Annotated in this window: 21 protein-coding genes; 10 read left to right on the top strand and 11 right to left on the bottom strand. The window is 66.3% G+C overall.

The genetic code is table 11. The features are described from left to right. Positions 1 to 3: 3 nt before the first annotated feature. Positions 4 to 342 carry an NIPSNAP family protein gene (locus ACFMBG_RS13875; protein WP_421055293.1) on the bottom strand — a complete coding sequence of 113 codons (339 nt, stop codon included), beginning with the start codon at positions 340 to 342 and terminating at the stop codon, positions 4 to 6. A 401-nt stretch (positions 343 to 743) separates the two neighbouring features. Here ACFMBG_RS13875 and ACFMBG_RS13870 point away from each other — a divergent pair, with 401 nt between their 5' ends. From ACFMBG_RS13870 to ACFMBG_RS13855, 4 genes are read left to right on the top strand one after another with little or no spacing between them, the layout of a single operon-like run. Further along, positions 744 to 1,706: a DMT family transporter gene (locus ACFMBG_RS13870; RefSeq protein ID WP_421055292.1), complete on the top strand. Its 963-nt coding sequence runs from the start codon at positions 744 to 746 to the stop codon at positions 1,704 to 1,706. A 19-nt stretch (positions 1,707 to 1,725) separates the two neighbouring features. Continuing rightward, positions 1,726 to 2,346: an HAD family hydrolase gene (locus tag ACFMBG_RS13865; protein ID WP_421055291.1), complete on the top strand. Its 621-nt coding sequence runs from the start codon at positions 1,726 to 1,728 to the stop codon at positions 2,344 to 2,346. Positions 2,347 to 2,376: 30 nt separating this feature from the next. Then, complete coding sequence (locus tag ACFMBG_RS13860; protein ID WP_421055290.1) at positions 2,377 to 3,294, top strand: ornithine cyclodeaminase family protein; 918 nt, start codon at positions 2,377 to 2,379, stop codon at positions 3,292 to 3,294. Next, positions 3,291 to 4,220 (top strand): alpha/beta fold hydrolase, encoded by a 930-nt coding sequence (locus tag ACFMBG_RS13855; RefSeq protein WP_421055289.1) that lies wholly within the window; start codon positions 3,291 to 3,293, stop codon positions 4,218 to 4,220. The genes ACFMBG_RS13860 and ACFMBG_RS13855 overlap by 4 nt, the downstream gene beginning before the upstream one ends. Before the next feature lie 101 nt (positions 4,221 to 4,321). On the opposite strand, the gene ACFMBG_RS13850 is transcribed toward ACFMBG_RS13855, so the two are convergent. Beyond that, positions 4,322 to 5,572, bottom strand: a complete 1,251-nt coding sequence (locus ACFMBG_RS13850) for an MFS transporter (protein WP_421055288.1) — start codon at positions 5,570 to 5,572, stop codon at positions 4,322 to 4,324. 183 nt (positions 5,573 to 5,755) lie between these two features. Between ACFMBG_RS13850 and zapE the strand changes: the two genes are divergently transcribed. The 3 genes from zapE (at position 5,756) to ACFMBG_RS13835 (ending at position 7,773) form a co-directional block, all read left to right on the top strand. Next, on the top strand, positions 5,756 to 6,826 hold the full coding sequence (gene zapE / locus ACFMBG_RS13845) for a cell division protein ZapE (RefSeq protein ID WP_421055287.1): 1,071 nt from the start codon (positions 5,756 to 5,758) through the stop codon (positions 6,824 to 6,826). 78 nt (positions 6,827 to 6,904) lie between these two features. Further along, entirely contained in the window at positions 6,905 to 7,297 is a 393-nt protein-coding gene (locus tag ACFMBG_RS13840) for a hypothetical protein (RefSeq protein WP_421055286.1), read from the top strand. Between the two features lie 11 nt (positions 7,298 to 7,308). Continuing rightward, on the top strand, positions 7,309 to 7,773 hold the full coding sequence (locus ACFMBG_RS13835) for a hypothetical protein (protein WP_421055285.1): 465 nt from the start codon (positions 7,309 to 7,311) through the stop codon (positions 7,771 to 7,773). 1 nt (position 7,774) lies between these two features. Here ACFMBG_RS13835 and ACFMBG_RS13830 read toward each other — a convergent pair whose 3' ends face one another. From ACFMBG_RS13830 to ACFMBG_RS13820, 3 genes are all read right to left on the bottom strand, one after another. Beyond that, the gene (locus ACFMBG_RS13830) at positions 7,775 to 9,043 is read right to left on the bottom strand and encodes a bifunctional folylpolyglutamate synthase/dihydrofolate synthase (protein WP_421055284.1); all 1,269 of its coding nucleotides are present in this window, start codon (positions 9,041 to 9,043) and stop codon (positions 7,775 to 7,777) included. Positions 9,044 to 9,153: 110 nt separating this feature from the next. Further along, a complete protein-coding gene (accD, locus tag ACFMBG_RS13825) occupies positions 9,154 to 10,104 on the bottom strand; it encodes an acetyl-CoA carboxylase, carboxyltransferase subunit beta (protein WP_421055283.1) in 951 nt (316 codons plus the stop codon). A 63-nt stretch (positions 10,105 to 10,167) separates the two neighbouring features. After that, on the bottom strand, positions 10,168 to 11,058 hold the full coding sequence (locus ACFMBG_RS13820; protein ID WP_421055282.1) for a CPBP family intramembrane glutamic endopeptidase: 891 nt from the start codon (positions 11,056 to 11,058) through the stop codon (positions 10,168 to 10,170). Between the two features lie 228 nt (positions 11,059 to 11,286). Between ACFMBG_RS13820 and ACFMBG_RS13815 the strand changes: the two genes are divergently transcribed. The 3 genes from ACFMBG_RS13815 to ACFMBG_RS13805 all read left to right on the top strand — a co-directional run bounded on the left by ACFMBG_RS13815 (position 11,287) and on the right by ACFMBG_RS13805 (position 13,290). Next, positions 11,287 to 12,030, top strand: a complete 744-nt coding sequence (locus tag ACFMBG_RS13815) for a hypothetical protein (protein ID WP_421055281.1) — start codon at positions 11,287 to 11,289, stop codon at positions 12,028 to 12,030. Positions 12,031 to 12,123: 93 nt separating this feature from the next. Continuing rightward, positions 12,124 to 12,885, top strand: coding sequence for a DUF6478 family protein (locus ACFMBG_RS13810; protein ID WP_421055280.1), 762 nt, complete (start codon positions 12,124 to 12,126; stop codon positions 12,883 to 12,885). Positions 12,886 to 12,912: 27 nt separating this feature from the next. After that, entirely contained in the window at positions 12,913 to 13,290 is a 378-nt protein-coding gene (locus ACFMBG_RS13805) for a hypothetical protein (RefSeq protein ID WP_421055279.1), read from the top strand. Positions 13,291 to 13,297: 7 nt separating this feature from the next. On the opposite strand, the gene ACFMBG_RS13800 is transcribed toward ACFMBG_RS13805, so the two are convergent. The 6 genes from ACFMBG_RS13800 to gpmI form a co-directional block, all read right to left on the bottom strand. Continuing rightward, positions 13,298 to 14,041 (bottom strand): isocitrate lyase/PEP mutase family protein, encoded by a 744-nt coding sequence (locus ACFMBG_RS13800; RefSeq protein ID WP_421055278.1) that lies wholly within the window; start codon positions 14,039 to 14,041, stop codon positions 13,298 to 13,300. Next, positions 14,038 to 15,102 carry a bifunctional transcriptional activator/DNA repair enzyme AdaA gene (locus ACFMBG_RS13795; protein WP_421055277.1) on the bottom strand — a complete coding sequence of 355 codons (1,065 nt, stop codon included), beginning with the start codon at positions 15,100 to 15,102 and terminating at the stop codon, positions 14,038 to 14,040. The genes ACFMBG_RS13800 and ACFMBG_RS13795 overlap by 4 nt, the downstream gene beginning before the upstream one ends. Positions 15,103 to 15,184: 82 nt before the next feature. Further along, entirely contained in the window at positions 15,185 to 15,826 is a 642-nt protein-coding gene (locus ACFMBG_RS13790; RefSeq protein WP_421055276.1) for a LysE family translocator, read from the bottom strand. 513 nt (positions 15,827 to 16,339) lie between these two features. After that, the gene (locus ACFMBG_RS13785) at positions 16,340 to 17,671 is read right to left on the bottom strand and encodes a S41 family peptidase (RefSeq protein WP_421055275.1); all 1,332 of its coding nucleotides are present in this window, start codon (positions 17,669 to 17,671) and stop codon (positions 16,340 to 16,342) included. Positions 17,672 to 17,678: 7 nt separating this feature from the next. Next, positions 17,679 to 18,812 (bottom strand): murein hydrolase activator EnvC family protein, encoded by a 1,134-nt coding sequence (locus ACFMBG_RS13780; protein ID WP_421055274.1) that lies wholly within the window; start codon positions 18,810 to 18,812, stop codon positions 17,679 to 17,681. Beyond that, positions 18,809 to 20,326 carry a 2,3-bisphosphoglycerate-independent phosphoglycerate mutase gene (gene gpmI, locus ACFMBG_RS13775; RefSeq protein ID WP_421055273.1) on the bottom strand — a complete coding sequence of 506 codons (1,518 nt, stop codon included), beginning with the start codon at positions 20,324 to 20,326 and terminating at the stop codon, positions 18,809 to 18,811. Before gpmI ends, ACFMBG_RS13780 begins: the two co-directional genes overlap by 4 nt. Positions 20,327 to 20,515: the final 189 nt, after the last annotated feature.

Here is a 20,515-nt window from a genome sequence, read left to right as displayed (position 1 = left end):
GCCTCAGCCCATCGCTGCCTTCAACGGCGCAAGATCCCCCTCCAGAACGGGGCGCAGGAAGGTCCGGTCATAGCGCCGGACAATGCCGTTTTCCCTGGCGAACCGGAATGCCGCCATGCAGTCCTCATCCCCGAAGCTCCGCGCGCGATAGTCTTCATAGGCGGCAAGCGAGGGGAAGGAAAACAGCGCCACCGCCAGGTCATTGGCGCTTTCATGCGGCAGGAAATAGCCGTGATGGGTGCCGCCGAACCGCTCCACCAGCGGGATCCAGGCCTTGGCGTAGATCTCAAAGACCTCAACCTTGTCGGGATGAATTTCGTAAGTGATGTAACAGGTGATCATGGCCGCCTCGCTTGCAATTTCACCGCCGAGGCTAGGCGCACCCGCCTTCCTTGCCCAATGACTTTGCGTGATCTCCCTGTTCGCAAACGCAAATACAGGGGTCAAACAGGCCTGCTCTCGGGTCAAGGCTCCGCGCCAGCGGACCGTGCGCAGCACGGCCTGGCCTTGACGCGGGATCAGGCCGCCCCACACTCGGACAGGCGCGTTCAGGGCAGACCTGCCCCTGAACCGCTTCTCAGCAAGAAATCAAACCCCTCCCCAAGCCCCGAACCTCCCGTTCTGCGCACAAAATTCCGCCCCGGAATTTTGCCCGGAAAAATTGCATTTTTCCGCCCCTGCCCCATTGCCCGCTCGGACCAAGTCCGCCACTGATCAAGGGCAGGGAACCGGAGGAAGCAGGCATGAGCGCAGAGGTGAAGATCAGCGTCCCCGGCCTGTTCGCAGCCGCCGGCGCAGGCATCGCCTTCTCCGTCATCGACATGATCTTCAAGTTCCTGTCGGGCGATTACCCGCTGTACGAGGTCGTCCTGTTCCGCTCCGTCATCGCGGTTGCGGTGATGCTCGCCGTCATCGTGCCGCTGGAGGGCGGCTATCACCTGCTGCGCACCCATCAGCCGAAACTGCACCTCGCGCGCTGCCTGGTGGTGATCTTCGCCAATATCTTCTTCTTCACCGGCCTGGCGATCCTGCCGCTGGCCGAGGCGGTGGCGATTGCCTTTGCCACCCCGCTGATTGTCACCACCCTGTCGGCGCTGTTCCTGGGCGAGCGTCCCGGCCCCTGGCGCTGGGGCGCGGTGTTTGCGGGCTTCCTGGGCGTTCTGATCATCATGCGGCCCGGCCCCGGCACCTTTCAGGCCGCCGCGCTGCTGCCCTTCCTCGGCGCCTGCGGCTATGCCACCCTGCACGTGCTGACCCGCCGCGCCGGCGGGACAGAGGCCGGCGCAACGCTCGCCTTCTATCCGATGCTGGGATTCCTGATCATCAGCGCAGCCGTAGGCCTCACCCTCGGCGACGACCGCTTTGCCACCGGCGACAGCCCGGCGCTCGACTTCATCCTGCGCGCCTGGATCTGGCCCGCGCCGGAAGACTGGCCCTATCTGATCGGCGTCGGCCTGGCCGGCTCGGCGGGCGGCTACCTGGTCAGCCAGGCCTACCGCATGAACGAGGCCGCCCTGGCCGCCCCGTTCGAATACATCGCCATGCCGATGTCGGTCCTCTGGGGCGTGCTGATCTTCAACGAATGGCCCGAACCCGCGGTCTGGGCCGGCAGCAGCCTGATCATCGCCTCCGGCCTGGTCTCCGTCTGGCGCGAGACCCGCCGCAACCGCGCCCCTGCCCGCCCCCGCCCGCGGGCGGAAGGCTAGACAAGGAGGACCCTGCCCGATGCCGGTCCAAGCCGTCGTCTTTGATATCGGCCGCGTGCTGATCGAGTGGGAGCCGGAGCGCTTCTACGACAGCCGCATCGGCGAGGCCCGCCGCAAGCAGCTGTTTGCACAGGTGCCGCTGCACGAAATGAACCTGAATGTCGACCGCGGCCGCCCCTTCCGCGACAGCGTCTATGCCCTGGCAGACGCCCACCCGGACTGGAGCGGGGAAATCCGCTGGTGGCATGACTGCTGGCTGCAGATGGTGCCGCGCAGGATCCCGTGGACCGTCCGGCTGATGCAGGCGCTGCAGGCCAGGAACGTCCCGGTCTTCGCCCTCAGCAATTTCGGCGCGGAGACCTTTGAGCTGGCCTGCGGAACCTACCCGTTCCTGCGTGGCTTCGACCGCACATTTGTTTCCGCGCATCTGAAATGCATCAAGCCAGAGCCGGAAATCTATGCCATTCTGGAACGCGAAACCGGGGTGGCGCCGCAGCAGCTGCTGTTCACCGACGACCGCCCCGAAAACATAGAAGCCGCCCGCTTGCGCGGCTGGCAGACCCATCTGTTCACCGCCCCCGGCCCCTTTGCCGCCCGGCTGGTGCAGGCGGGGCTGCTTACGGAACAAGAGGCCGCCTGAGACGGCCCGCACAGGAGGTAAGACAAGCACATGAGCATCCCATTCATCAGCTTTGAAGAGGGCGAAGCGGTTCTGGACTGGATCACCTTCGCGCAGGCGCTGGCCAAGGGCCATGATCTGCCCAAGGCAGAGATCGGCGACACCTTCCTCTACCGCGATCCCGACACGCTGCTCAGCCGCGCCGCCTGGATCGACGGCATGGGGCTGGCGGTGAAATCTGCCACCATCTTCCCGGGCAACCCCGGCGCCGGCAAGCCGATGATCAACGGGGCGGTCTGCCTGTACTCGGATCAGGACGGCACGCCGGAGGCGCTGGTGGATTTCCACCTGGTGACCAAGTGGAAAACCGCGGGCGACAGCCTGCTGGGCGCTCTGCGGCTGGCCAACCCGGAGGCGCGCGAGGTGCTGATCGTCGGCGCGGGCACCGTCGGCGCCTCGCTGATCGAAGCTTTCGGTGCCGGTTTCCCGCAGGCGCAGATCCGGGTCTGGAACCGCACCGGCTCCAAGGCGCAGGACCTCTGCGCCCAGTACCCCGGCACCAAACACGCACCCGACCTGGAACCGGCGGTGCGCGCGGCGGATATCATCGTCACCTGCACCATGTCCTCCGATCCGGTGATCAAGGGCGAGTGGCTCCGCCCCGGCCAGCACCTCAACCTGATCGGCGCCTACCGCCCCGACATGCGCGAGGCCGATGACGAGGCGCTCAGGCGCGCGCAGATCTACTGCGACAGCTTCGACACCACCCTGGACCACATCGGCGAATTCAAGATCCCGCTGGCCGCGGGCACCATCCAGCGCAGCGACGTGCTGGCGGATTTCTACGCCCTGGACAGCTTTCCGGCCTTCGACCCCGCACAGATCACCCTGTTCAAGAACGGCGGCGGCGCCCATATGGACCTGATGACCAGCCATCACATTCTGCAGAAGTGGAAGGCCCGGGCATGACATGGCTGCTGGCCCTTGCCGTTCTGGCTATCGCCCTTGCGCCCTTCCTGCGTGAACGGCTGCGCAAACCGATGGATGCCAAGGCCCGGCAAACCGCCCCCGGAGCGCTGGCGCAGCTGCCCGGCGGCTGCACTCACTACCGCTGGACCGGCCCCCTGCGCGGCCCCGTCGCGGTCTGCGTGCACGGGCTCACCACGCCCTCCTATGTCTGGAACGGCGTCGCCCAGGGGCTGGCCGCGATGGGCTACCGGGTGCTGACCTACGATCTCTACGGGCGCGGCTACTCGGACCGGCCCGCCGGGCCGCAGGACCGCGCCTTCTTCCTCACCCAGCTGGAGGAACTGCTGGAGGATCAGGAGGTGGGCGATGATTTCACCCTGATCGGCTATTCCATGGGCGGCGCCATCGCCACCGCCTTTGCCGCCGCCCACCCCACCCGCCTGCGCGAGCTGATCCTGCTGGCGCCCGCCGGCTTTGGCCGCAGCCCGGACCGGGTCACGCATCTCATCCGCCATGTGCCGGGCTTGGGGGACTGGCTGATGCATGCCATCTACCCCGCCCTGCACATCCGCGGCACCGAGGCGGAGCGCAATCTGCCGTCCTCCGTTCCGGGCATCGCCGACCTGCAGCAGCAGGAACTGGGATACCGCGGGTTCATCCCCGCCGTGCTCGCCTCCCTGCGCGGCATCCTGAACGAGGATTTCACCGAAGAGCTCCGCAGCCTGCACAGCAAGGGCGTTCCGGCCCTGGCCATCTGGGGCCAGGACGACGCGGTTATCCCGCCCACCTCCGCCGGCCGCCTCGCCGAACGCGCCCGCTCTGTCCGGCAGGAAGAAATCGCGGGCGCAGGCCACGGGCTGCCCTATACCCACACCGAGGAGGTGCTGGAGATCATCGCCCAAAATCACCGCCGCGGCCTGATCTGACATCCTTGCAGGACGCCATTCTGCTTCTTCTTTGTAAAAATACTCCGGGGTCCGGGGCAGCGCCCCGGTCCCTCAGGCAGCCCCGGAATAAACCGCCAGCGTTACGCCGCCACCGCAGCCGGGGCCGCCCGCAGCGGCCGTTCCTTCACCGGCAGATGCACAATCGCGCTGAACGCCCCGACGCCAACACCGATCCACCAGACCAGAGTGTAATCGCCATAAGCGTCATACATCCGCCCGCCCAGCCACACGCCCAGGAAACTGCCCAGCTGGTGGCTGAAGAACACGATGCCATAGAGCGTGCCCATGTAGCGCAGGCCGTAGATATGCGCGACCAGGCCCGAGGTCAGCGGCACCGTCGCCAGCCACAGGGAACCCATGGCGACCGAGAAGATGATGACGCTGAGCGGTGTGATCGGAAACATGATAAAGGCCGCCGCCGCAATCGTCCGCCCGGCATAGATCGCCGCCAGCAGGTATTTCTTGGAATAGCGTTTGCCCAGATAGCCCGCCAGCAGCGTGCCGCCCACGTTGGCCGCCCCGATCAGCGAGATCGCCACCGCCCCCAAGGCCGAGGTCGAGGTGATCCCGATCGAATAGAGCGCGCCGCCCGGCAGGATCGGCCCGCACATCTCTGTCACGAACGCCGGGAAATGCGCGGTGACAAAGGCCAGCTGGTAGCCGCAGCTGAAAAACCCCAGGAAGATCAGCGTATAAGACGGATCCTTGAAGGCTTTCATCAGGATCGCCCCCATGCTCTCTTCCAGCTCCGCCGTGCCGGCCGCCTCCGGCGCCCGCATCAGCGGCAACAGCGCAATCAGCGCCAGCACCACGCCCGCGAACAGCAGGAACACCGTCTGCCAGGGCAGGAACCCCAGCATCCACTCCGCAGCAGGCGCCCCGAAAATCTGCCCCGCCGACCCGGCCGCGGTGACAATCGCCAGCGACATCGACCGGTTCTCGTCGGAACTCGCCCGCCCGACCACCGCCAGAACCACGCCAAACCCGGTGCCCGCGATGCCAAAGCCCACCAGCCACTCATAGGCCTGCATCTCGAACGGCGTCGTCGACCAGGCGCTCAGCACCAGCCCCGCGGCATAGACAATCGCCCCCATGATGATCGCCTTGCGATCGCCGATCTTCTCGGCAATGGCGCCGAAAATCGGCTGTCCGATGCCCCAGGCCAGGTTCTGGATCGCAATCGCCAGCGAAAACTCCGACCGCAGCCAGCCGAACTCCTCGGCAATCGGGATCTGGAACACGCCAAAGGACGCGCGCACCGCAAAGCTCACCATGATGATGATGCAGCCCACGATCAGAACGGGGGTAAACAGCGGCGCGGAACGGTCCATGGGGTCTCTCCTGACAGGCCGGGGAACCCTCAAGGAAATTGGCCAAGCGGTCAAATCAGGAATTTTGCGCGCATGATTAAGAAATTTTGATGTGTTGCCCGGATCAGCCTGTCCGCCGCCGGCTTCAACGCAATATACCTTCCCCCGCTTCCCATCCCATTTCCGCCGCGCTATCCCTTGCGCATGACCCATTTGAGCACGCTCTACCGGCAGAAGATCGACGCGGGCGAATTGAAGCCCGACCCGGCCCAGGAAGCCGTCCTGCCCCATTTCGACCGCATCGCCGAGGGCCTCAAGGCGCCGCCGGTCAAGCGCGGCTTCTTCCGCAAGGCGGAATACCAGACGGTCAAGGGGCTCTACCTCTGGGGCGGTGTGGGCCGCGGCAAGTCGATGCTGATGGACCTGTTTGTGGACAGCCTGGACGGCATCCCCTCGCGCCGGGTGCATTTCCACGCCTTCATGCAGGAAATCCACACGCAGATGCATGAGGCCCGCCAGAACGGCGTGGAGGATGCGCTGGCGCCGGTGGCCAAGGGCGTGGCGGATTCGGTGCGCTTGCTGGCCTTTGACGAGATGCAGATCACCGACATCACCGACGCGATGATCGTCGGCCGCCTGTTCGAGTCGCTGTTTGCCGCTGGTGTGACGGTGATCACCACCTCCAACCGGGTGCCGGACGACCTTTATAAGAACGGGCTGAACCGGCAGCTGTTCCTGCCCTTCATCGACCTGATCAAGGCGCAGATGGAAGTGCATGAGATGGTCAGCCCCACCGACTACCGCCAGGACCGGCTGACCGGGGCGCAGGTCTATTTCGCGCCGGTGGACGCTGAGGCCCGCGCTTTGATCCGGGCGATCTGGGAGGATCTGTCCGGCGGCCCGGCGCAGCCGCTGACGCTGGAGGTGAAGGGCCGCGAGGTCACCCTGCCCGCCTTCCGCAACGGGGTGGCGCGGGCCAGCTTCTATGACTTGTGCGGCAAGATGCTGGGGCCGGGCGACTACCTCGCCATCGCGGAGGAAGTGAAAGTTCTGGTGATGGAGGACATCCCCCGCCTCAGCCGCAACAACTTCAACGAGGCGCGCCGCTTCGTCACCCTTATCGACGCCCTGTATGAAGCCCGGGTGCGGCTGATCTGCTCCGCCGCGGCGCAGCCCGAGATGCTCTATGTCGAGGGTGAAGGCACCTTTGAATTCGAGCGCACCGCCTCGCGGCTCAGGGAAATGCAGGACAAGGACTGGGGAAGCGACGGGTAACGGCCGGCGGCCACGGCCGGAAAGATTGCAATTTTCGCGCGCCGCGCTTATCCTTGACAGCCTGAACGGAGGTTGATCATGGTCACCCAAACCAGCCCGCGCTGGACCGACGCACAGGCAGCCTGCGGGCGCGAGATGTACAGTTCCACCTGGCAGGACGTCTTGGCAACCCTTGGCGGTGCCGCTTCCGGCATCGTTGCCAGCGTTGTTTATATTGCCGCCTACAAGCCTGCAGCCGACCCTCTGGTCGCGGTGCCCGCTGTCCTGATCCTGGCTGCAGCCGTCAGCCTGATCGCCGCCATGTCATCCAGATACCGCAAACGGCGCCAGGCCCTTGTTGCTCAGGAAACCTCCCGGCGCATTGCCAAGCTGATTGCAGAACAGGCGCCAGAGGCCCGCTCTCCTGAGAGCGCGGCAAAAGGTGCGGCAAAAGTCAAATCCAAACTCCGCAGCCTGCGCCAAGCCAGCTAGGCAGCAGTGCCATGCGTCTGCCGCAGCCCAACGCCTTCAGCCCAACCGATCTGGACGAAGGCGTCGGTATGCTGGCCGCGGACCCTTCGCAGATTCTGGAATGGAGCGGCACCGACCGCCCCCGTGCCGAATGGGACTATGAAGTGGTGGAAGGCTGGCGGCAATTCCTGAATGAGGCCCGCGCGCGGGAGAATGAAAAGGCGCCGCCGCTCTCGGATTATCTGATTACAGGCGTTGGTGTAACAGCCATAGTGATCGGCGCCGGACTGACGGCCCCGATTGCCGGCGTGCCTGCCCTGATCGGCCTCTGGGTAGGCGGCATCGGATCCCTGGCCACCATCGCAGGCGCGATTAAACTCGTGCAGCACAACAACCGTTCAAACACCCGCCTGTGCATTATTGATCAGGCACAGCGTTTGCTTGAGGCACGGCTGCTGTCGCACAATGCCCCGCCGGTGCAGGGTCCTGACCCTTAGGTCAGCCGTTTTCGCGCAGGATATGACCGGCCAGATAGAGCGAGCCGCAGATCAGCACCCGCGCCTGCGGGTCTTTCGCAACAATCGCTTTCAGCGCCGCCATCGTGCTCTCCGCGGTGCCCGCCTCGATGCCGACCGACTTGGCGGCGGCCTCGGTGTCCTCGGCGCTCAGCGTGTTCACCTCATCAGGGATCGAAATCGCGGTGAGGCTGGCTACATGCGGCGCCAGCGGGCGCATATACCCGGTTACATCCTTGGTGTTCAGCATACCGCAGATCAGATGCGTGGGGCGCTTGGGCAGTTGCGCCAGCACATCGGCCAGCGCCACGCCGGCCGCGGCATTGTGGCCGCCGTCCAGCCACAGCTCCGCCTCCGGTGCCGCCTCGATCAGCGGGCCGGTTTTCAGCTTCTGCATCCGGGCGGGCCATTCGGCGTTCAGCATCGCCGCCTCGCAGGCGGCCTCACCGGCGCCCAGGTGGCGCAGCGCCGCCAGCGCCGCACCGGCGTTCTGGATCTGATGCGCGCCCAAGAGCGCCGGCAGCGGCAGGTCCAAGAGGCCGTATTCATCCTGGAACACCAGCCGGCCGCGCTCCTCGTACACATGCCAGTGCTGGCCATAGGCAATCAGCGGTGCGCCGAGACGTGCAGCGGTGGCCTCGATCACCTCCATCGCCTCTTCCGGCTGCGGACCGACCACAACCGGCACCCCGCGCTTGATGATGCCTGCCTTTTCGCCTGCGATCTTGGCCAGGGTGTTGCCCAGGAACTGCTCGTGGTCGATCGAGATCGGGGTGATGACGCTGAGCTCCGGGGTGATCACGTTGGTCGCATCCAGACGCCCGCCCAGGCCTACCTCCAGCAGCGTGTAATCTGCAGGCGTGCGGGAAAACGCCAGCAGCCCAGCCACCGTGGTGATCTCGAAATAGGTGATGTTTTCGCCGCCGTTCTTGGCGTAGCACTCGTCCAGCACCTCGGTCAGATGCGGCTCGGAGATCAGCTCGCCTGCCAGCCGGATCCGCTCATGAAAGCGCGCCAGATGCGGCGAGGTGTAAGCGTGGACGCTCTTACCCATCCCCTCCAGCCCGGCGCGGATCATCGCCTGGGTCGAACCCTTGCCATTGGTGCCCGCCAGGTGGATCACCGGCGGCAGCTTGTCCTGCGGGTTGTCCAGCGCCGCCAGCAGCCGCCAGACCCGGTCCAGCGTCAGGTCGATGATCTTGGGGTGCAGCGCCATCATGCGGGCGAGGATCGCGTCGGAGGTCTGAGTCATCGGCCAGGTCCTGTCAGATCGGAAAGTCATACGTGGCAAAGAACAGCGCCCGCCCTGGCGGGGACGGGCGCGGCCCGGCCGGGCGGCCGGGCGAGTCACTATAGGCCGGATTACTCGGCAGCTTCTTCGCTGGGAGCGCCATCGGCCGGCGCTTTTGCGGCTTTGGCGGCCTCTTCCTCTTCCGGCGCGGGCAGATCGCCCGCCACCTGCGGCGGCAGGCCCATCAGCATCCGGGTAATGGTGATCAGCTCTTCGCGCATCTCGGTGCGCGGGGTCACCCGGTCCAGCATGCCGTGATCCAGCAGGTACTCGGCGCGCTGGAAGCCGTCGGGCAGCTTCTCGCGGATGGTCTGTTCGATCACCCGCGGCCCGGCAAAGCAAATGAGCGCGTTGGGCTCGGCGATATGCACATCGCCCAGCATCGCATAGGAGGCGGTCACACCGCCGGTGGTCGGATGGGTCAGCACCACGATATAGGGCAGCCCTGCCTCTTTCAGCATCTCCACCGCAACAGTGGTGCGCGGCATCTGCATCAGCGAGAGGATCCCCTCCTGCATCCGGGCGCCGCCGGCTGCCGAGAACAGCACCAGCGGGCGGCCCAGCTTCACCGCTTCCTCGGCCGCGGCGATGATGGCGTTGCCCACATACATGCCCATGGACCCGCCCATATAGGTGAAGTCCTGCGCGGCCGCGATGATCGGCGTGCGGCCAATCTCGCCCGCGGCCACCAGCATCGCGTCTTTCTCACCGGTCTTCTTCTGCGCCGCCTTGATCCGCTCAGGGTATTTCTTCTGATCCTTGAACTTCAAGGGGTCGGCCAGCGGCTCCGGCACCGCAACCTCGGTGAAGACACCGCCGTCAAACAGCGCGATGAAACGGTCGCGCGGAGTGATGTTCATGTGATGGCCGCAGCTGGTGCAGACGTTCTGATTGTCGCTCAGCTCGCGGTGAAACAGCATGGTGCCGCATTCATCGCATTTCTGCCAAAGGTTCTCGGGCACTTCGCGGCGCGAAAAGATCGAGTTGATCTTGGGCCGGACGTAGTTGGTGATCCAGTTCATAGTGCTTGCCTCTCCGGGGGCGCGGTTTGCCCCCCAGATAAGGCGCATTTGCCGCAATTGCAATCAGCGGCGTATGGCAAGCCGCGCTGTCAGCCAGCTGACCAGCATCAGCGCAAAGTCGACGGCCATCCACGGGCGCAGGTTGCCGGTGTCGGCCATATCAAAGGGGATCAGGTACAGCGCCAGCCCATTGAGGCTGGTGGGGGAGGCAAACAGCAGCAGTGCGGCAGCGTTGTTGAAGAAATGCACCGCCATGGCCGGCCCCAGGGTGCCGGCCCGCGCCGTCAGGTCGGCCATCAGCAGCCCGAACAGCCCGGCCCAGGCGGTGATCAGCAGCGCATTCTCCCCCGCCTCGGAGGGCAGGTAGTGGCCCAGCGCAAACAGCGCCGAGGGCACCAGCAGCCAGACCAGAGGATGACGGAACCGCGCCGCCAGCGCCTGCTGGATATAGCCGCGGAACAGGATCTCCTCCGACCCGGTCTGCACCAGCACCCCGGCCACCGACAGGGGCAGGATGCCCAGCCAGGTCCAGAACGGCAGGTTCGGGGTCATCGGCGGGCCCATGCTGTAGGGCGGCAGGGCAATCAGCACTGCGCTCAGCCCCAGCAGATACAGGCTGACACGGCCGAACTGCCAGACCAGCGGCCGCAGGTGCCCGGTCACGGTGGCAAAGCTGCGCTGGTGGAACAGCCGGGCGGCCATCGCCACGCCCAGCGACAGGAAGGCAAAGCTGCCCAGAAGCACCAGCATCGCACCCGGGTTGCTGCCATCGGCCAGCCCCTGCAGCCAGGCGCCGGGGAACAGCCCCGCCACCGTCACTTGCAGCGCCGCGGTCATCGCAAAGCTGACTGCCGCCACCAGCACCAGCCCCAGCAGCAGGCGCCACAGCTGCGGCTGCGCCCGGGCAAACCGCACCATGGCCTCATGCGCCCTGTAGCCCTGCCTGTGCTGCATAAGTGCTCCCTTCCGGCCCGCTGCCAAATGCCGCCAACGTTATGCATTGCTGCAACGGCAAGGCAAGGCATCGGCACCCCGGGGCTGTTCACTCTTGCCCGGCGGCGGGCCTGACCGCTATGGAATTGGCAAAAAACAACACCGGCAGGGGCAGCAGTGAGCAGAACAACCAGCGGAAAACCCGCGCCTTTTCCGCCCGCCGGCGGAAAGGCGCCAAACCTTGGGCGGATGGGCAAGGCAGTTGCGGCGGCGCTGACCGGCGCGCTGCTGACGGCGTGCAGCTCCGCGCCCCAGGGCCTGTCCTTTGCCGCCCGCGACGCCGGATTGGCCCCGCAGCAGGGCGGTCAGGTGATGTCCTTTGCCAATGGCGAGGTACTGCTGGCCGCGCCTGAGAGCTATTGCTTCGACCGGCGCAGCAGCACCGCCGAGGACGGCGGCGGCTTTGCCCTGATCGCCCATTGCAGCCGCCTGGAAGGGCGCGGCTGGTTCGGGGCCCGCAAGGCGGCGGTGCTGACCGCCTCCATCGGACCGGCCAAACAGGATGCCCTGGCGCCGCAAGCCAAGGACATCGCCGCCATGTTCCCCGGCGCCCGGCTGCTGGAAAGCCGCGAGGACCAGCTGCTGCCGCTGGTGCGGCTGGAGTTTCCCGAGGCCGTGGCCAAGGGGGCCAGCCCGGTGCACTGGCGCGGCGCCTTTGTGCTCGACCGCCACCTGGTCGCACTGGCGCTTTATGCACCCGACGGCAGCCGCGCCCTGGGCAGCCACGGCGCTGCCCTGCTGAACGAGGTGACCCACCGCACGCTGGAGGCCTCCACCCTGCCGGACCTGGAGGAGGCGCAGGCCGCACCGCCCCCGGCCGCCGCCGCGCTGCGGCCCCAGCCCCGGCCCGCACGCCCGGAAACCGCTGCCGAAGCGCCCGGCCCCCGCAAAAAACGCGGGCTGGGCCAGCGGATTGCCGGTTTATTTCAATAGCCGCGCGCGGTTACACTGCCGCCAGCCCCCGCGGCGAGCCGCGCCGGGGCCGGACAGGCCAGCAAGACCTCAAAAAAGGCAAGAGAGAGCACGATGGGCAGGATCATGGACCGGTTGCTTCACCTGCGCAGCTTGCGCCGCTGGCGCGCCGCGGCGGAGGAGTCGGCCCGCGCCCCGCTGTCCGAGCTGCGCCGCCAGCGCAACCAGGCCCGCCAGCTGCGTACCCATCTTGACCGGCTGATCCACACCGCCGACGGCCGCCTGGCGCTGCCGCAGATCGGCTCTTCCTTCTTTCCGCGCCCGCATGGCACCGACTGGTCCTGGCGCCCGGAGCTGTGGCGCGGGCCGCTGGCGGAGCGCGGCTTGTCCTCGGTGCCCCCCAAGGCCCGGCTGGGCGATGAGGTGCAGCTGTTTCACGACTGCAATTTCTCGGAACTGACCCTGCGCCAGCTCAGGAACACCCGCGAGGAGGACCTCGCCCCCTTTGGCCTGCGCATGGACGTGTTCAAATTCGACGGCTCCTTCCTGTCGCTGGTGGTGGACCTGCCGCCCGCCGCCGCCCAGGGGATGACCCGCCAGCATCTGTTGCGGGTGGACAGCATCATCGAATCGGAAAAGCCGATCGAAATCTTCGCCCGGCTCAACATCCAGCACGGCCCCAACACTGAGCAGATCGTGCGCGAGCTGCCGATGGAGGAAAAGAACATCGTGGTGGAATTCGACCTGGCCTATTCCCGGCTGAACGAGAAGCGGATCGAGAAGATCTGGCTCGACCTGATCTTCGAGGCGCCTGACATGAACCAGGTGATCCTGCGCGACCTGACCTTCTCGCGCCATCGCCGCGCGGCGATCTGAGGAGCCCTGCCCCATGAGTGAGCTGACATGAGCGACCTGACACTGACCAAAATCCGCTTCCGCAACGGCATCTGGGAGGGGCAGATCGGCAACGCTCCCGCCAGCGGCGCCAAGCCGGACATCACCGTGATGTTCCAGGATCAGCCGGTCCAGGACGTCACGCTGACCGAGGGCCAGACGGGCGGTGAATGGCTGGTTTCGATCCCGGTTCCGGCCGAGGCGCTGGCCGACGGGGTGCAGACCTTCGTGATTTTTGACGCCGCCGGCAGCACCCGCCTGGGCGATTTCACCCTGATCGCGGGCGAGGCCGTGTCCGACGACCTGCGCGCCGAGGTGGAGCTGCTGCGCGCCGAGCTCGACATGCTCAAGCGCGCCTTCCGCCGCCATTGCCTGGAAACGCTGTAGGCGGCGCCTATTCCAGCGCCTGGAAATGCTCCGCCAGCACCTGCATCAGCCTGGCATGCGGGATCGGGCCATAGCTGGCGCGTGCCACACCGGCCTGCCGTGCGGTCTGCAGCGTGATGCCGCGCATCATCGTGTTGACCGGCAAGGCGCTCGCCTCGCAGACCCGGGCGATCAGATCAGGATCGCTTAAGCCAGGAACAAAGAAACCATTGGCGTCCGCTTCGGCATAGGCCGCCCCGCGCTCCAGCGCTTCGGACAGCAGCGCGCCGTGTTTGGAGGCATCCTTTTCCTTCAGAAACAGGTCGGTGCGCGCATTGACGAAGATATCCGCATGGGCCGCGCGCACCGCAGTGACCCGGCGGGCCTGTTCAACGATGCCGTACAGGTCCGCGGTACCGACCACCTGATCCTCGAAATTCAGCCCCACCGCGCCGGTCTCAGCCAGCCGCATCACATTGGCGGTCAGCTGCTCCGGCTCGCTGGCATAGCCGCCCTCGAAATCTATGGTCACCGGCAGGTCCGTGGCCGCGATGATGCGCTCCGCGTTGCCCAGGACAAACTCCAGCGGGATCTGTTCCCCGTCCGGGAACCCCTGCGCCGCCGCCACCGGAAAACTGCCGGTTGCCAGCGCCGATGCCCCTGCACCGGCAACCGCCTTGGCGCTGCCCGCGTCCCAGATGTTGTAAAGCACCACCGGATTGCCCGGCTGGTGCAGCGCCGCAAAAGCCGCCGCGCGGCCGGAATATGTCATGCTGAAATCCTTTGTCTGTAGCCTGTTTCAATCTCGATCAGCCGCTGCTTGCGCCACAAGCCGCCGCCGTAGCCCGTCAGCGATCCATCCGACGACAGCACCCGGTGGCAGGGCACCACCAGCGCCAGCTGGTTGGCGCCGTTGGCCCGCGCCACCGCCCGCGTGGCCGAGGCCCGCCCCAGCTCCCGCGCGACCTGCGAATAACTGCGGGTCTCGCCCGCCGGGATGGTCAGCAGATAGCGCCAGACTTCGCGCTCGAACCCGGTGCCATGCAGCGCCAATGGGGTCCGGAAATCCGCGCCTTCACCGGCAAAGAACCGGCGCAGCTCCTCGGCAATCTGTTCCGTCGGTGCCGGGCGGCCAAAGCCCAAGCCGCCGGGCTGCGCCTTCTGCAGCTTGGCCACCTCCCGCGGCAGCGCCTTGCGGTCGGCGAACTCCAGGAGATGCAGCTGGTGGGCACAGCTGATCGCAATCATCGCCCCCAGCGGCGTGTCGATCCAGTCGGCCAGCAAGAGCGCATCCTTGCGGAAGGCGCCCGGCGCGATCCCCACCAGTTTCGCGAATGCCGCGCGGAAGGCGCTGGCGCTTTCAAACCCCGCATCAATCTGCGCCGCAATCACCGGCTCCCCCGCCTTCAGCGTGGTGAACCCCTCGCGCAGCCGCCGCTGCCGCGCCATCTCCAGGAAGGTCATGCCGAAATGCCGCTTGAAGGCACGCCGCACGGTGGAGGCGTCCAAGCCCAGCCGCAGCAGATCCCCCTCGCCCCAGCGGTAGGCAGGCCGTGCCTCCAGCCGCGCCAGCAGGTCCTGCACCATCGGGTCATCACCGGCCGCCGCGGCCAAAGGCTTGCAGCGCTTGCAGGCGCGGAACCCCGCCTCGATGCACTCGCCGGGGGTGGCATGGAACCGGCAGTTCTCGAACTTGGGCTTGCGCGCCGGGCAGGTCAGACGGCAGAAGATACCGGTGGAGGTCACGCCGACATAGGCGCGCCCCTCGTACGCGGCATCACGGTCTAGCAGCGCCTGGTAGAGCGTACGGGAATCAGGCAGGTCAAACATCATGGCGGGAGCATAGACCAGCCTGCCCGTTCAGTACGCCGAAGATCGGGCGTTGATTTTCAAATCCCGTTGATCTGCCCGGACGTCACGCCCGGCGCGCGACCGCCGTTGCCGCCTGGCCAAGGATGAAGACCCCGGCACCGCCGATGATGGCACCGGCAAGCCGGTTCAGCCTTTGCAGGGCGTCCGCCCGCGTCATCATTGTCCGCGCGCCCGAGGCCAGCAGCGCATAAGGCATCAGTGTCACGAACAGCACCGCAACGGTCAGCACGCTCAGCGCGGCCCATTGCGACACACCGACGGCTTCCAGATCGATGACGGTGGGCAGCAGCGCAAGATAGAAGATGATTGTCTTGGGGTTGCCCAGCGTCAGCGCAAAACCCGACAGGAACATCTTGAGCCCGCGGCGGCTGCCGGCCTTGCGCACATGGGTGAGCCCGGCCTCGTTGCGCCAGAACTTGCTGGCAAGGTAGACCAGATACAGGCCGCCCAGCACCTTGATCGCCAGCAGCGCACCGGAAAACAGCTGCGCAATCGCGGCCAGGCCTGCGATGGCAATCGTCAGATAGACCACATCGCCCAGCGCAATGCCCGCCAGAAAGAACAGCGACACCTGCAGGCCATTGCCAAGGGATTGCCCGACCAGACCCGCCACGCCCGGACCGGGAATGACCGCGGCAATCGACAGAGCGGCGGAATAGGCAATGAGCGGAGCCAGCAAATCCATTGGTGCAATCCTGAATGCAGTTTCAGCGTGAAACTACCAAGGCTTTTGCGCCTGGCAAGCCGGATTATCCATCCCGGCAGCAAACGCTCCCGCTGGCAGCAAGTTCACCAGACCGGTTTTCCAGGCAGAACGGGTGTTGCGCCCCCAGCGCACGCGCCCTTCACCTGATCCTCACCCGCCTTTGCGATGCTCGGGGATGATCGAGATCACCCGCCATGGCCCCGCGCAAGGGCCATGATACGAGGCGCAGGCATCTGTGCGGCTGCCTGCGCGACACCCGGAGACCGGCCCCGATAAAAAGGGGGTCGTTCAGGAAATCCTGTCCGAGCAGGCCCCGAGGGGTCTGTCCACCTCCACCCGGCGGCGCCGCCATCCATTACGGATCAGCGCTTCAGCCAGAAGACCAGATAACCAATAGACCCGCCTGGGCCGGCAGCCCCGGCGGCTGAACCTGCTGCATGAAAAAGGCCGCCCTCAGCAGGCGGCCTTCTGTGATGATCAGGGAGCGTGACCTTACTGCGGGCCCAGCGCCACCAGGCCTTTCAGGATGTCGATGGCATAGGCCAGCTGGTAATCCTCCTCGCGCAGCTCGGCGGCTTTCTCGGCCTTCTCGCGCTCTTCCTCGATCTGGCGGATCTCATCATCGCTCAAGCTGTCATTGTTCAGGCTGCCGCGCAGGTCGGCTTCCGAACGCGAGCGGCGGGCGGGACCGTCCTCCTCCTCGGCCGCGGCGGTGCGGCGGGGCTGTTCCACCACGATATCGGGCGACACGCCCAGCGCCTGGATCGAGCGGCCCGACGGGGTGTAATAGCGCGCGGTGGTCAGGCGCATGGCGCCGTCGCCCTTCAGCGGCATCACCGTCTGGACCGAGCCCTTGCCGAAGGACTTGGTGCCCACGACAATCGCCCGGCGGTGATCCTGCAGCGCGCCGGCCACGATTTCCGAGGCCGAGGCCGAGCCGCCGTTGATCAGCACCACAATCGGCTTGCCGTCGGCCAGATCGCCCGGGGTGGCGTTGAACCGCTCGCCGTCCTCGGGGTTGCGGCCGCGGGTGGAGACGATCTCACCGGATTCCAGGAAGCTGTCGGCCACCTTGATCGCCTGGGTCAGCAGGCCGCCCGGATTGTTGCGCAGGTCCAGAACGATGCCGTTCACCTGGTCCATGCCGCCGGCTTCCTCGATCTGCTTCTTCAGGCCCGCTTCCAGGTTCGGCGTGGTCTGATCGTTGAAGGTGGTGATCCGCATCACCACGGTGTCGCCCTCGGTCCGGCTGCGCACCGCGGTCAGCTTGATGGTGTCGCGGATGATGGAAACATCAAACGGTTCAGGCTCGCCTTCGCGCACCACGGTGATCACGATCTCCGAGCCGACCGGCCCGCGCATCAGGTTGACCGCCTCATCCAGCGACAGGCCCAGAACGCTTTCGCCGTCCACATGGGTGATGAAATCGCCGGCTTCCATCCCGGCCTCATCCGCCGGGGTGCCGTCGATAGGGGAGACAACTTTGACAAAGCCCTCTTCCTGGGTGACTTCGATGCCCAAGCCGCCGAACTCGCCGCGGGTCTGCACCCGCATCCGGCTGGCGTCATCAGGTGACAGGTAGCTGGAATGCGGGTCCAGTGAGGTCAGCATGCCGCCGATCGCCGCCTCGATCAGCTCCTTCTCGTCGACTTCCTCGACATATTGCGCGCGGATGCGCTCGAAGATGTCGCCGAACAGGTCCAGCTGCTCATAGACATTGGCCTCGCGCGTGCCTTCCTGCGCCAGCAAGGGGCCTGCAACATAGGTCGTAGCGACAATCCCTGCCAGCGTGCCGCCAACGGCGGCCATCGCAAATTTTTTCATCAAGCCTTCATCCACCTTTTCCAGTGCGGAACCATGTTTCCGGGTCCACCGGGCTGTTGTCCATTCTCACTTCTATATAGAGCGTTTCTGTCCGGTCAGTTCCACCCCCTTCACCGCTTGTTGACAGAATTGCGTCCGGTCCCGGATTTTCGCCGCTCATCAGCCCGACGGGGGTGCCTTCGGGGATCACCTGCCCCGCCTCGCCGAACACTTCGGCCAGGCCGGAGAGGACAAACAGGGTTTCCGGCTGCGGCTCCAGAATCACCACGTTGCCCAGGTCCAGAAGCGGCCCGCGGTAGCGGATGGTGGCCGCCGTGGGCGCGGTGACCAGCGCCCGCGGGCGGGTGGCGACCAGCAGGCCCGGGCGGGCAATGCCCGCAGCATCGCGCTGGCCATAGCCGCGCAGCACCAGGCCTTCGACCGGCAGCGGCAGGGAGCCGCGCAGATCGCTGATGTCGGCGCTGGATTCGGCGATCTCGCCGCCGGCGATCTCGGCCAGCCCGTCGGCAAAGCCCGACAGCGTCTCGGTGGAGGAAATCAGGATCGCGGTGCGCACCGGATCAGCGCTGAACCGCTTGGGCAGAGTCGTCCGGTCGGCAATCGCGGTCGACAGCTGCACCCGCGCGGACTGCACGCCCGCCAGCCCCTCCTCCAGCGTCCTGGCCGCATTCTGCTGCAAGAGCCGCAGCGCCTGCACCTCGTCCAGATCCGTCTTCAGCGACTGCGCCTTGGCGTGCAGCGCCGGGGTCACCTCCGCCAGCATCATCGCCGAGCGCGCGGCACCCAGGGGGCCCGAAGGATGCACCATCAAAACCGGCGGCGGCGAGGTTTCGATGGTCTGGATGATGCCCAAGAGGCCCGAGACCTCCTCTTGCCGCGCCGCCAGCTGGGCGCTCAGCTGCGCCTCGCGCCGCGCCACCCGGCGCAAGCCGTCGCGCATCGCGGCCAGCCCCGCCTCATAGGCCTGCACGGTGGAGGTCAGCGCCTTCACCCGGTCGCGGGAGCTGTCGGCCTCCTGCAACTGCACCGAGGCATCCTCCAGCTGCGCCGCGGCCTCGCGCGCGGCGGCTGCCGGGTCTGCAGCGGCCGGCAGCGGTGCGGCCAGCAGCGCCAGCAGCATCAGGCCCGCGCGCCGGATCATGACAGCAGGCTCTCCCCGGTCATTTCCGCGGGCTTCTCCAGCCCCATCAGCTCCAGGATCGTGGGCGCCAGATCGGCCAGCCGCCCGTCGCGCAAGCGCGCGCCTTCCGGCCCGCCAACCAGCGCCACCGGCACCAGGTTCAGCGTATGGGCGGTATGGGCGCCGCCGGTCACCGGGTCCACCATCACCTCGCAATTGCCGTGGTCGGCAGTGACGATCATCGCGCCCCCCGCCTTTTCCAGCGCTGCAACCACTTGGGCCAGACCCTGATCCACCGCCTCGCAGGCGCGGATCGCCGCCTTCAGATCGCCGGTGTGGCCGACCATGTCCGGGTTGGCGTAATTGGTCACGATCAGGTCATAGCCCGCCTCGATCGCCTCGACGAACTTCGCCGTGACCTCCGGCGCCGACATCTCCGGCTGCAGATCATAGGTCGCCACATTGGGCGACTTCGGCATGTAGCGGTCCTCGCCTTCCTCCGGCTCTTCCTTGCCGCCGTTGAGGAAGAAGGTCACATGCGGGTATTTCTCGGTCTCGGCCAGGCGGAACTGGCGCTTGCCCTTTTTGGCCACCCATTCGCCCAGCGTGTTGACGATCGCCTGCTTGGGATAGCAGGTGGTCATATAGCTGTTGTGGCTGTCGGAATATTCCACCATGCCCAGCAGCCCCGCCAACTCAGGGCGCTCGCCGGTATCGAATTCAGCAAATCCCGGCTCGCCAATGGCCCGCAGGATCTCGCGCGCCCGGTCGGCGCGGAAATTCAGGCAGAAGAACCCGTCGCCGTCCTTCACCCCCTCATAGCCTTCCAGCACGGTGGCGCCGATGAATTCATCGGTTTCCGACTGGTTATAGGCATGGTCCACCGCGCCATGGGCCGTCTGCCCCGGCCGCCCCTTGGCGTGGATCATCGCGTCATAGGCCTCGCTGACCCGGCCCCAGCGGTTGTCACGGTCCATCGCAAAGTAACGCCCGGTCACGGTGGCAATCCGCACACCTTCGGGCAGTTTCTCTTCCAGCTTGCGGAAATGGCGGAAGGCCGATTTCGGCGCCACGTCGCGGCCGTCGGTGATTGCGTGCAGCCAGACCGGCACGCCGGCATCGGTAATGGCCTTCACCGCCGCCAGGATGTGGTTGATATGGCCATGCACGCCGCCGTCGGAGACCAGCCCCATCAGATGCGCCGCGCCGCCGGTTTCCTTCAGCTTGGCGATAAAGGCCTGCAGCGCCTCGTTTTCAAAGAATGACCCGTCCTCGATCGCCAGGTCGATCTGGCCCAGGTCCATCGCCACCACCCGGCCTGCGCCGATATTGGTGTGGCCGACTTCCGAGTTGCCCATCTGCCCGGTCGGCAAGCCCACATCCGGCCCGTGGGTGATCAGCTTGGCCGCCGGCCCCTTGGCCATGATCGCGTCAAAAGCCGGGGTCTGTGCCAGATAGGGCGCGTTTGCCTTGCCCGGCTCGCCACTGCCCCAGCCATCGAGAATGCACAGGACAACGGGTTTGGGTGCGGTCATGGATCATCTCCGGGGCAAGGAAAGCTTCGCAAGCCTTCTAACGCCTTGCCGCGCCGGGGTGAACCGGCTTTCCTGCCACAGTTGGCGTTATCAGGGCCGGGATCCCACAGTACGCACCCGCAAGCCGCTTCATCTTTCCGCAAATACTCATTTCCGCGCTGCCCGCCTTGAGCTGCCGGCTATGTTCTG

The organism is Leisingera coralii, from assembly GCF_049056525.1.
Classification (GTDB): domain Bacteria; phylum Pseudomonadota; class Alphaproteobacteria; order Rhodobacterales; family Rhodobacteraceae; genus Leisingera; species Leisingera coralii.
This window is presented reverse-complemented; position numbering and strand designations above follow the sequence as displayed.

Excerpts from the sequence above, each read along its gene's own strand:
- ACFMBG_RS13785 (WP_421055275.1), bottom strand. The coding sequence starts at position 17,671 with ATGAAAAAATTTGCGATGGCCGCCGTTGGCGGCACGCTGGCAGGGATT.
- accD (WP_421055283.1), bottom strand. The coding sequence starts at position 10,104 with ATGAACTGGATCACCAACTACGTCCGGCCCAAGATCAACTCGATCTTT.
- ACFMBG_RS13805 (WP_421055279.1), top strand. The coding sequence starts at position 12,913 with ATGAGCGACCTGACACTGACCAAAATCCGCTTCCGCAACGGCATCTGG.
- ACFMBG_RS13865 (WP_421055291.1), top strand. The coding sequence starts at position 1,726 with ATGCCGGTCCAAGCCGTCGTCTTTGATATCGGCCGCGTGCTGATCGAG.
- ACFMBG_RS13820 (WP_421055282.1), bottom strand. The coding sequence starts at position 11,058 with ATGCAGCACAGGCAGGGCTACAGGGCGCATGAGGCCATGGTGCGGTTT.
- ACFMBG_RS13875 (WP_421055293.1), bottom strand. The coding sequence starts at position 342 with ATGATCACCTGTTACATCACTTACGAAATTCATCCCGACAAGGTTGAG.
- ACFMBG_RS13830 (WP_421055284.1), bottom strand. The coding sequence starts at position 9,043 with ATGACTCAGACCTCCGACGCGATCCTCGCCCGCATGATGGCGCTGCAC.
- ACFMBG_RS13780 (WP_421055274.1), bottom strand. The coding sequence starts at position 18,812 with ATGATCCGGCGCGCGGGCCTGATGCTGCTGGCGCTGCTGGCCGCACCG.
- ACFMBG_RS13835 (WP_421055285.1), top strand. The coding sequence starts at position 7,309 with ATGCGTCTGCCGCAGCCCAACGCCTTCAGCCCAACCGATCTGGACGAA.
- gpmI (WP_421055273.1), bottom strand. The coding sequence starts at position 20,326 with ATGACCGCACCCAAACCCGTTGTCCTGTGCATTCTCGATGGCTGGGGC.
- ACFMBG_RS13810 (WP_421055280.1), top strand. The coding sequence starts at position 12,124 with ATGGGCAGGATCATGGACCGGTTGCTTCACCTGCGCAGCTTGCGCCGC.
- ACFMBG_RS13855 (WP_421055289.1), top strand. The coding sequence starts at position 3,291 with ATGACATGGCTGCTGGCCCTTGCCGTTCTGGCTATCGCCCTTGCGCCC.
- ACFMBG_RS13795 (WP_421055277.1), bottom strand. The coding sequence starts at position 15,102 with ATGATGTTTGACCTGCCTGATTCCCGTACGCTCTACCAGGCGCTGCTA.
- ACFMBG_RS13860 (WP_421055290.1), top strand. The coding sequence starts at position 2,377 with ATGAGCATCCCATTCATCAGCTTTGAAGAGGGCGAAGCGGTTCTGGAC.
- zapE (WP_421055287.1), top strand. The coding sequence starts at position 5,756 with ATGACCCATTTGAGCACGCTCTACCGGCAGAAGATCGACGCGGGCGAA.
- ACFMBG_RS13840 (WP_421055286.1), top strand. The coding sequence starts at position 6,905 with ATGGTCACCCAAACCAGCCCGCGCTGGACCGACGCACAGGCAGCCTGC.
- ACFMBG_RS13815 (WP_421055281.1), top strand. The coding sequence starts at position 11,287 with ATGGGCAAGGCAGTTGCGGCGGCGCTGACCGGCGCGCTGCTGACGGCG.
- ACFMBG_RS13870 (WP_421055292.1), top strand. The coding sequence starts at position 744 with ATGAGCGCAGAGGTGAAGATCAGCGTCCCCGGCCTGTTCGCAGCCGCC.
- ACFMBG_RS13850 (WP_421055288.1), bottom strand. The coding sequence starts at position 5,572 with ATGGACCGTTCCGCGCCGCTGTTTACCCCCGTTCTGATCGTGGGCTGC.
- ACFMBG_RS13800 (WP_421055278.1), bottom strand. The coding sequence starts at position 14,041 with ATGACATATTCCGGCCGCGCGGCGGCTTTTGCGGCGCTGCACCAGCCG.
- ACFMBG_RS13790 (WP_421055276.1), bottom strand. The coding sequence starts at position 15,826 with ATGGATTTGCTGGCTCCGCTCATTGCCTATTCCGCCGCTCTGTCGATT.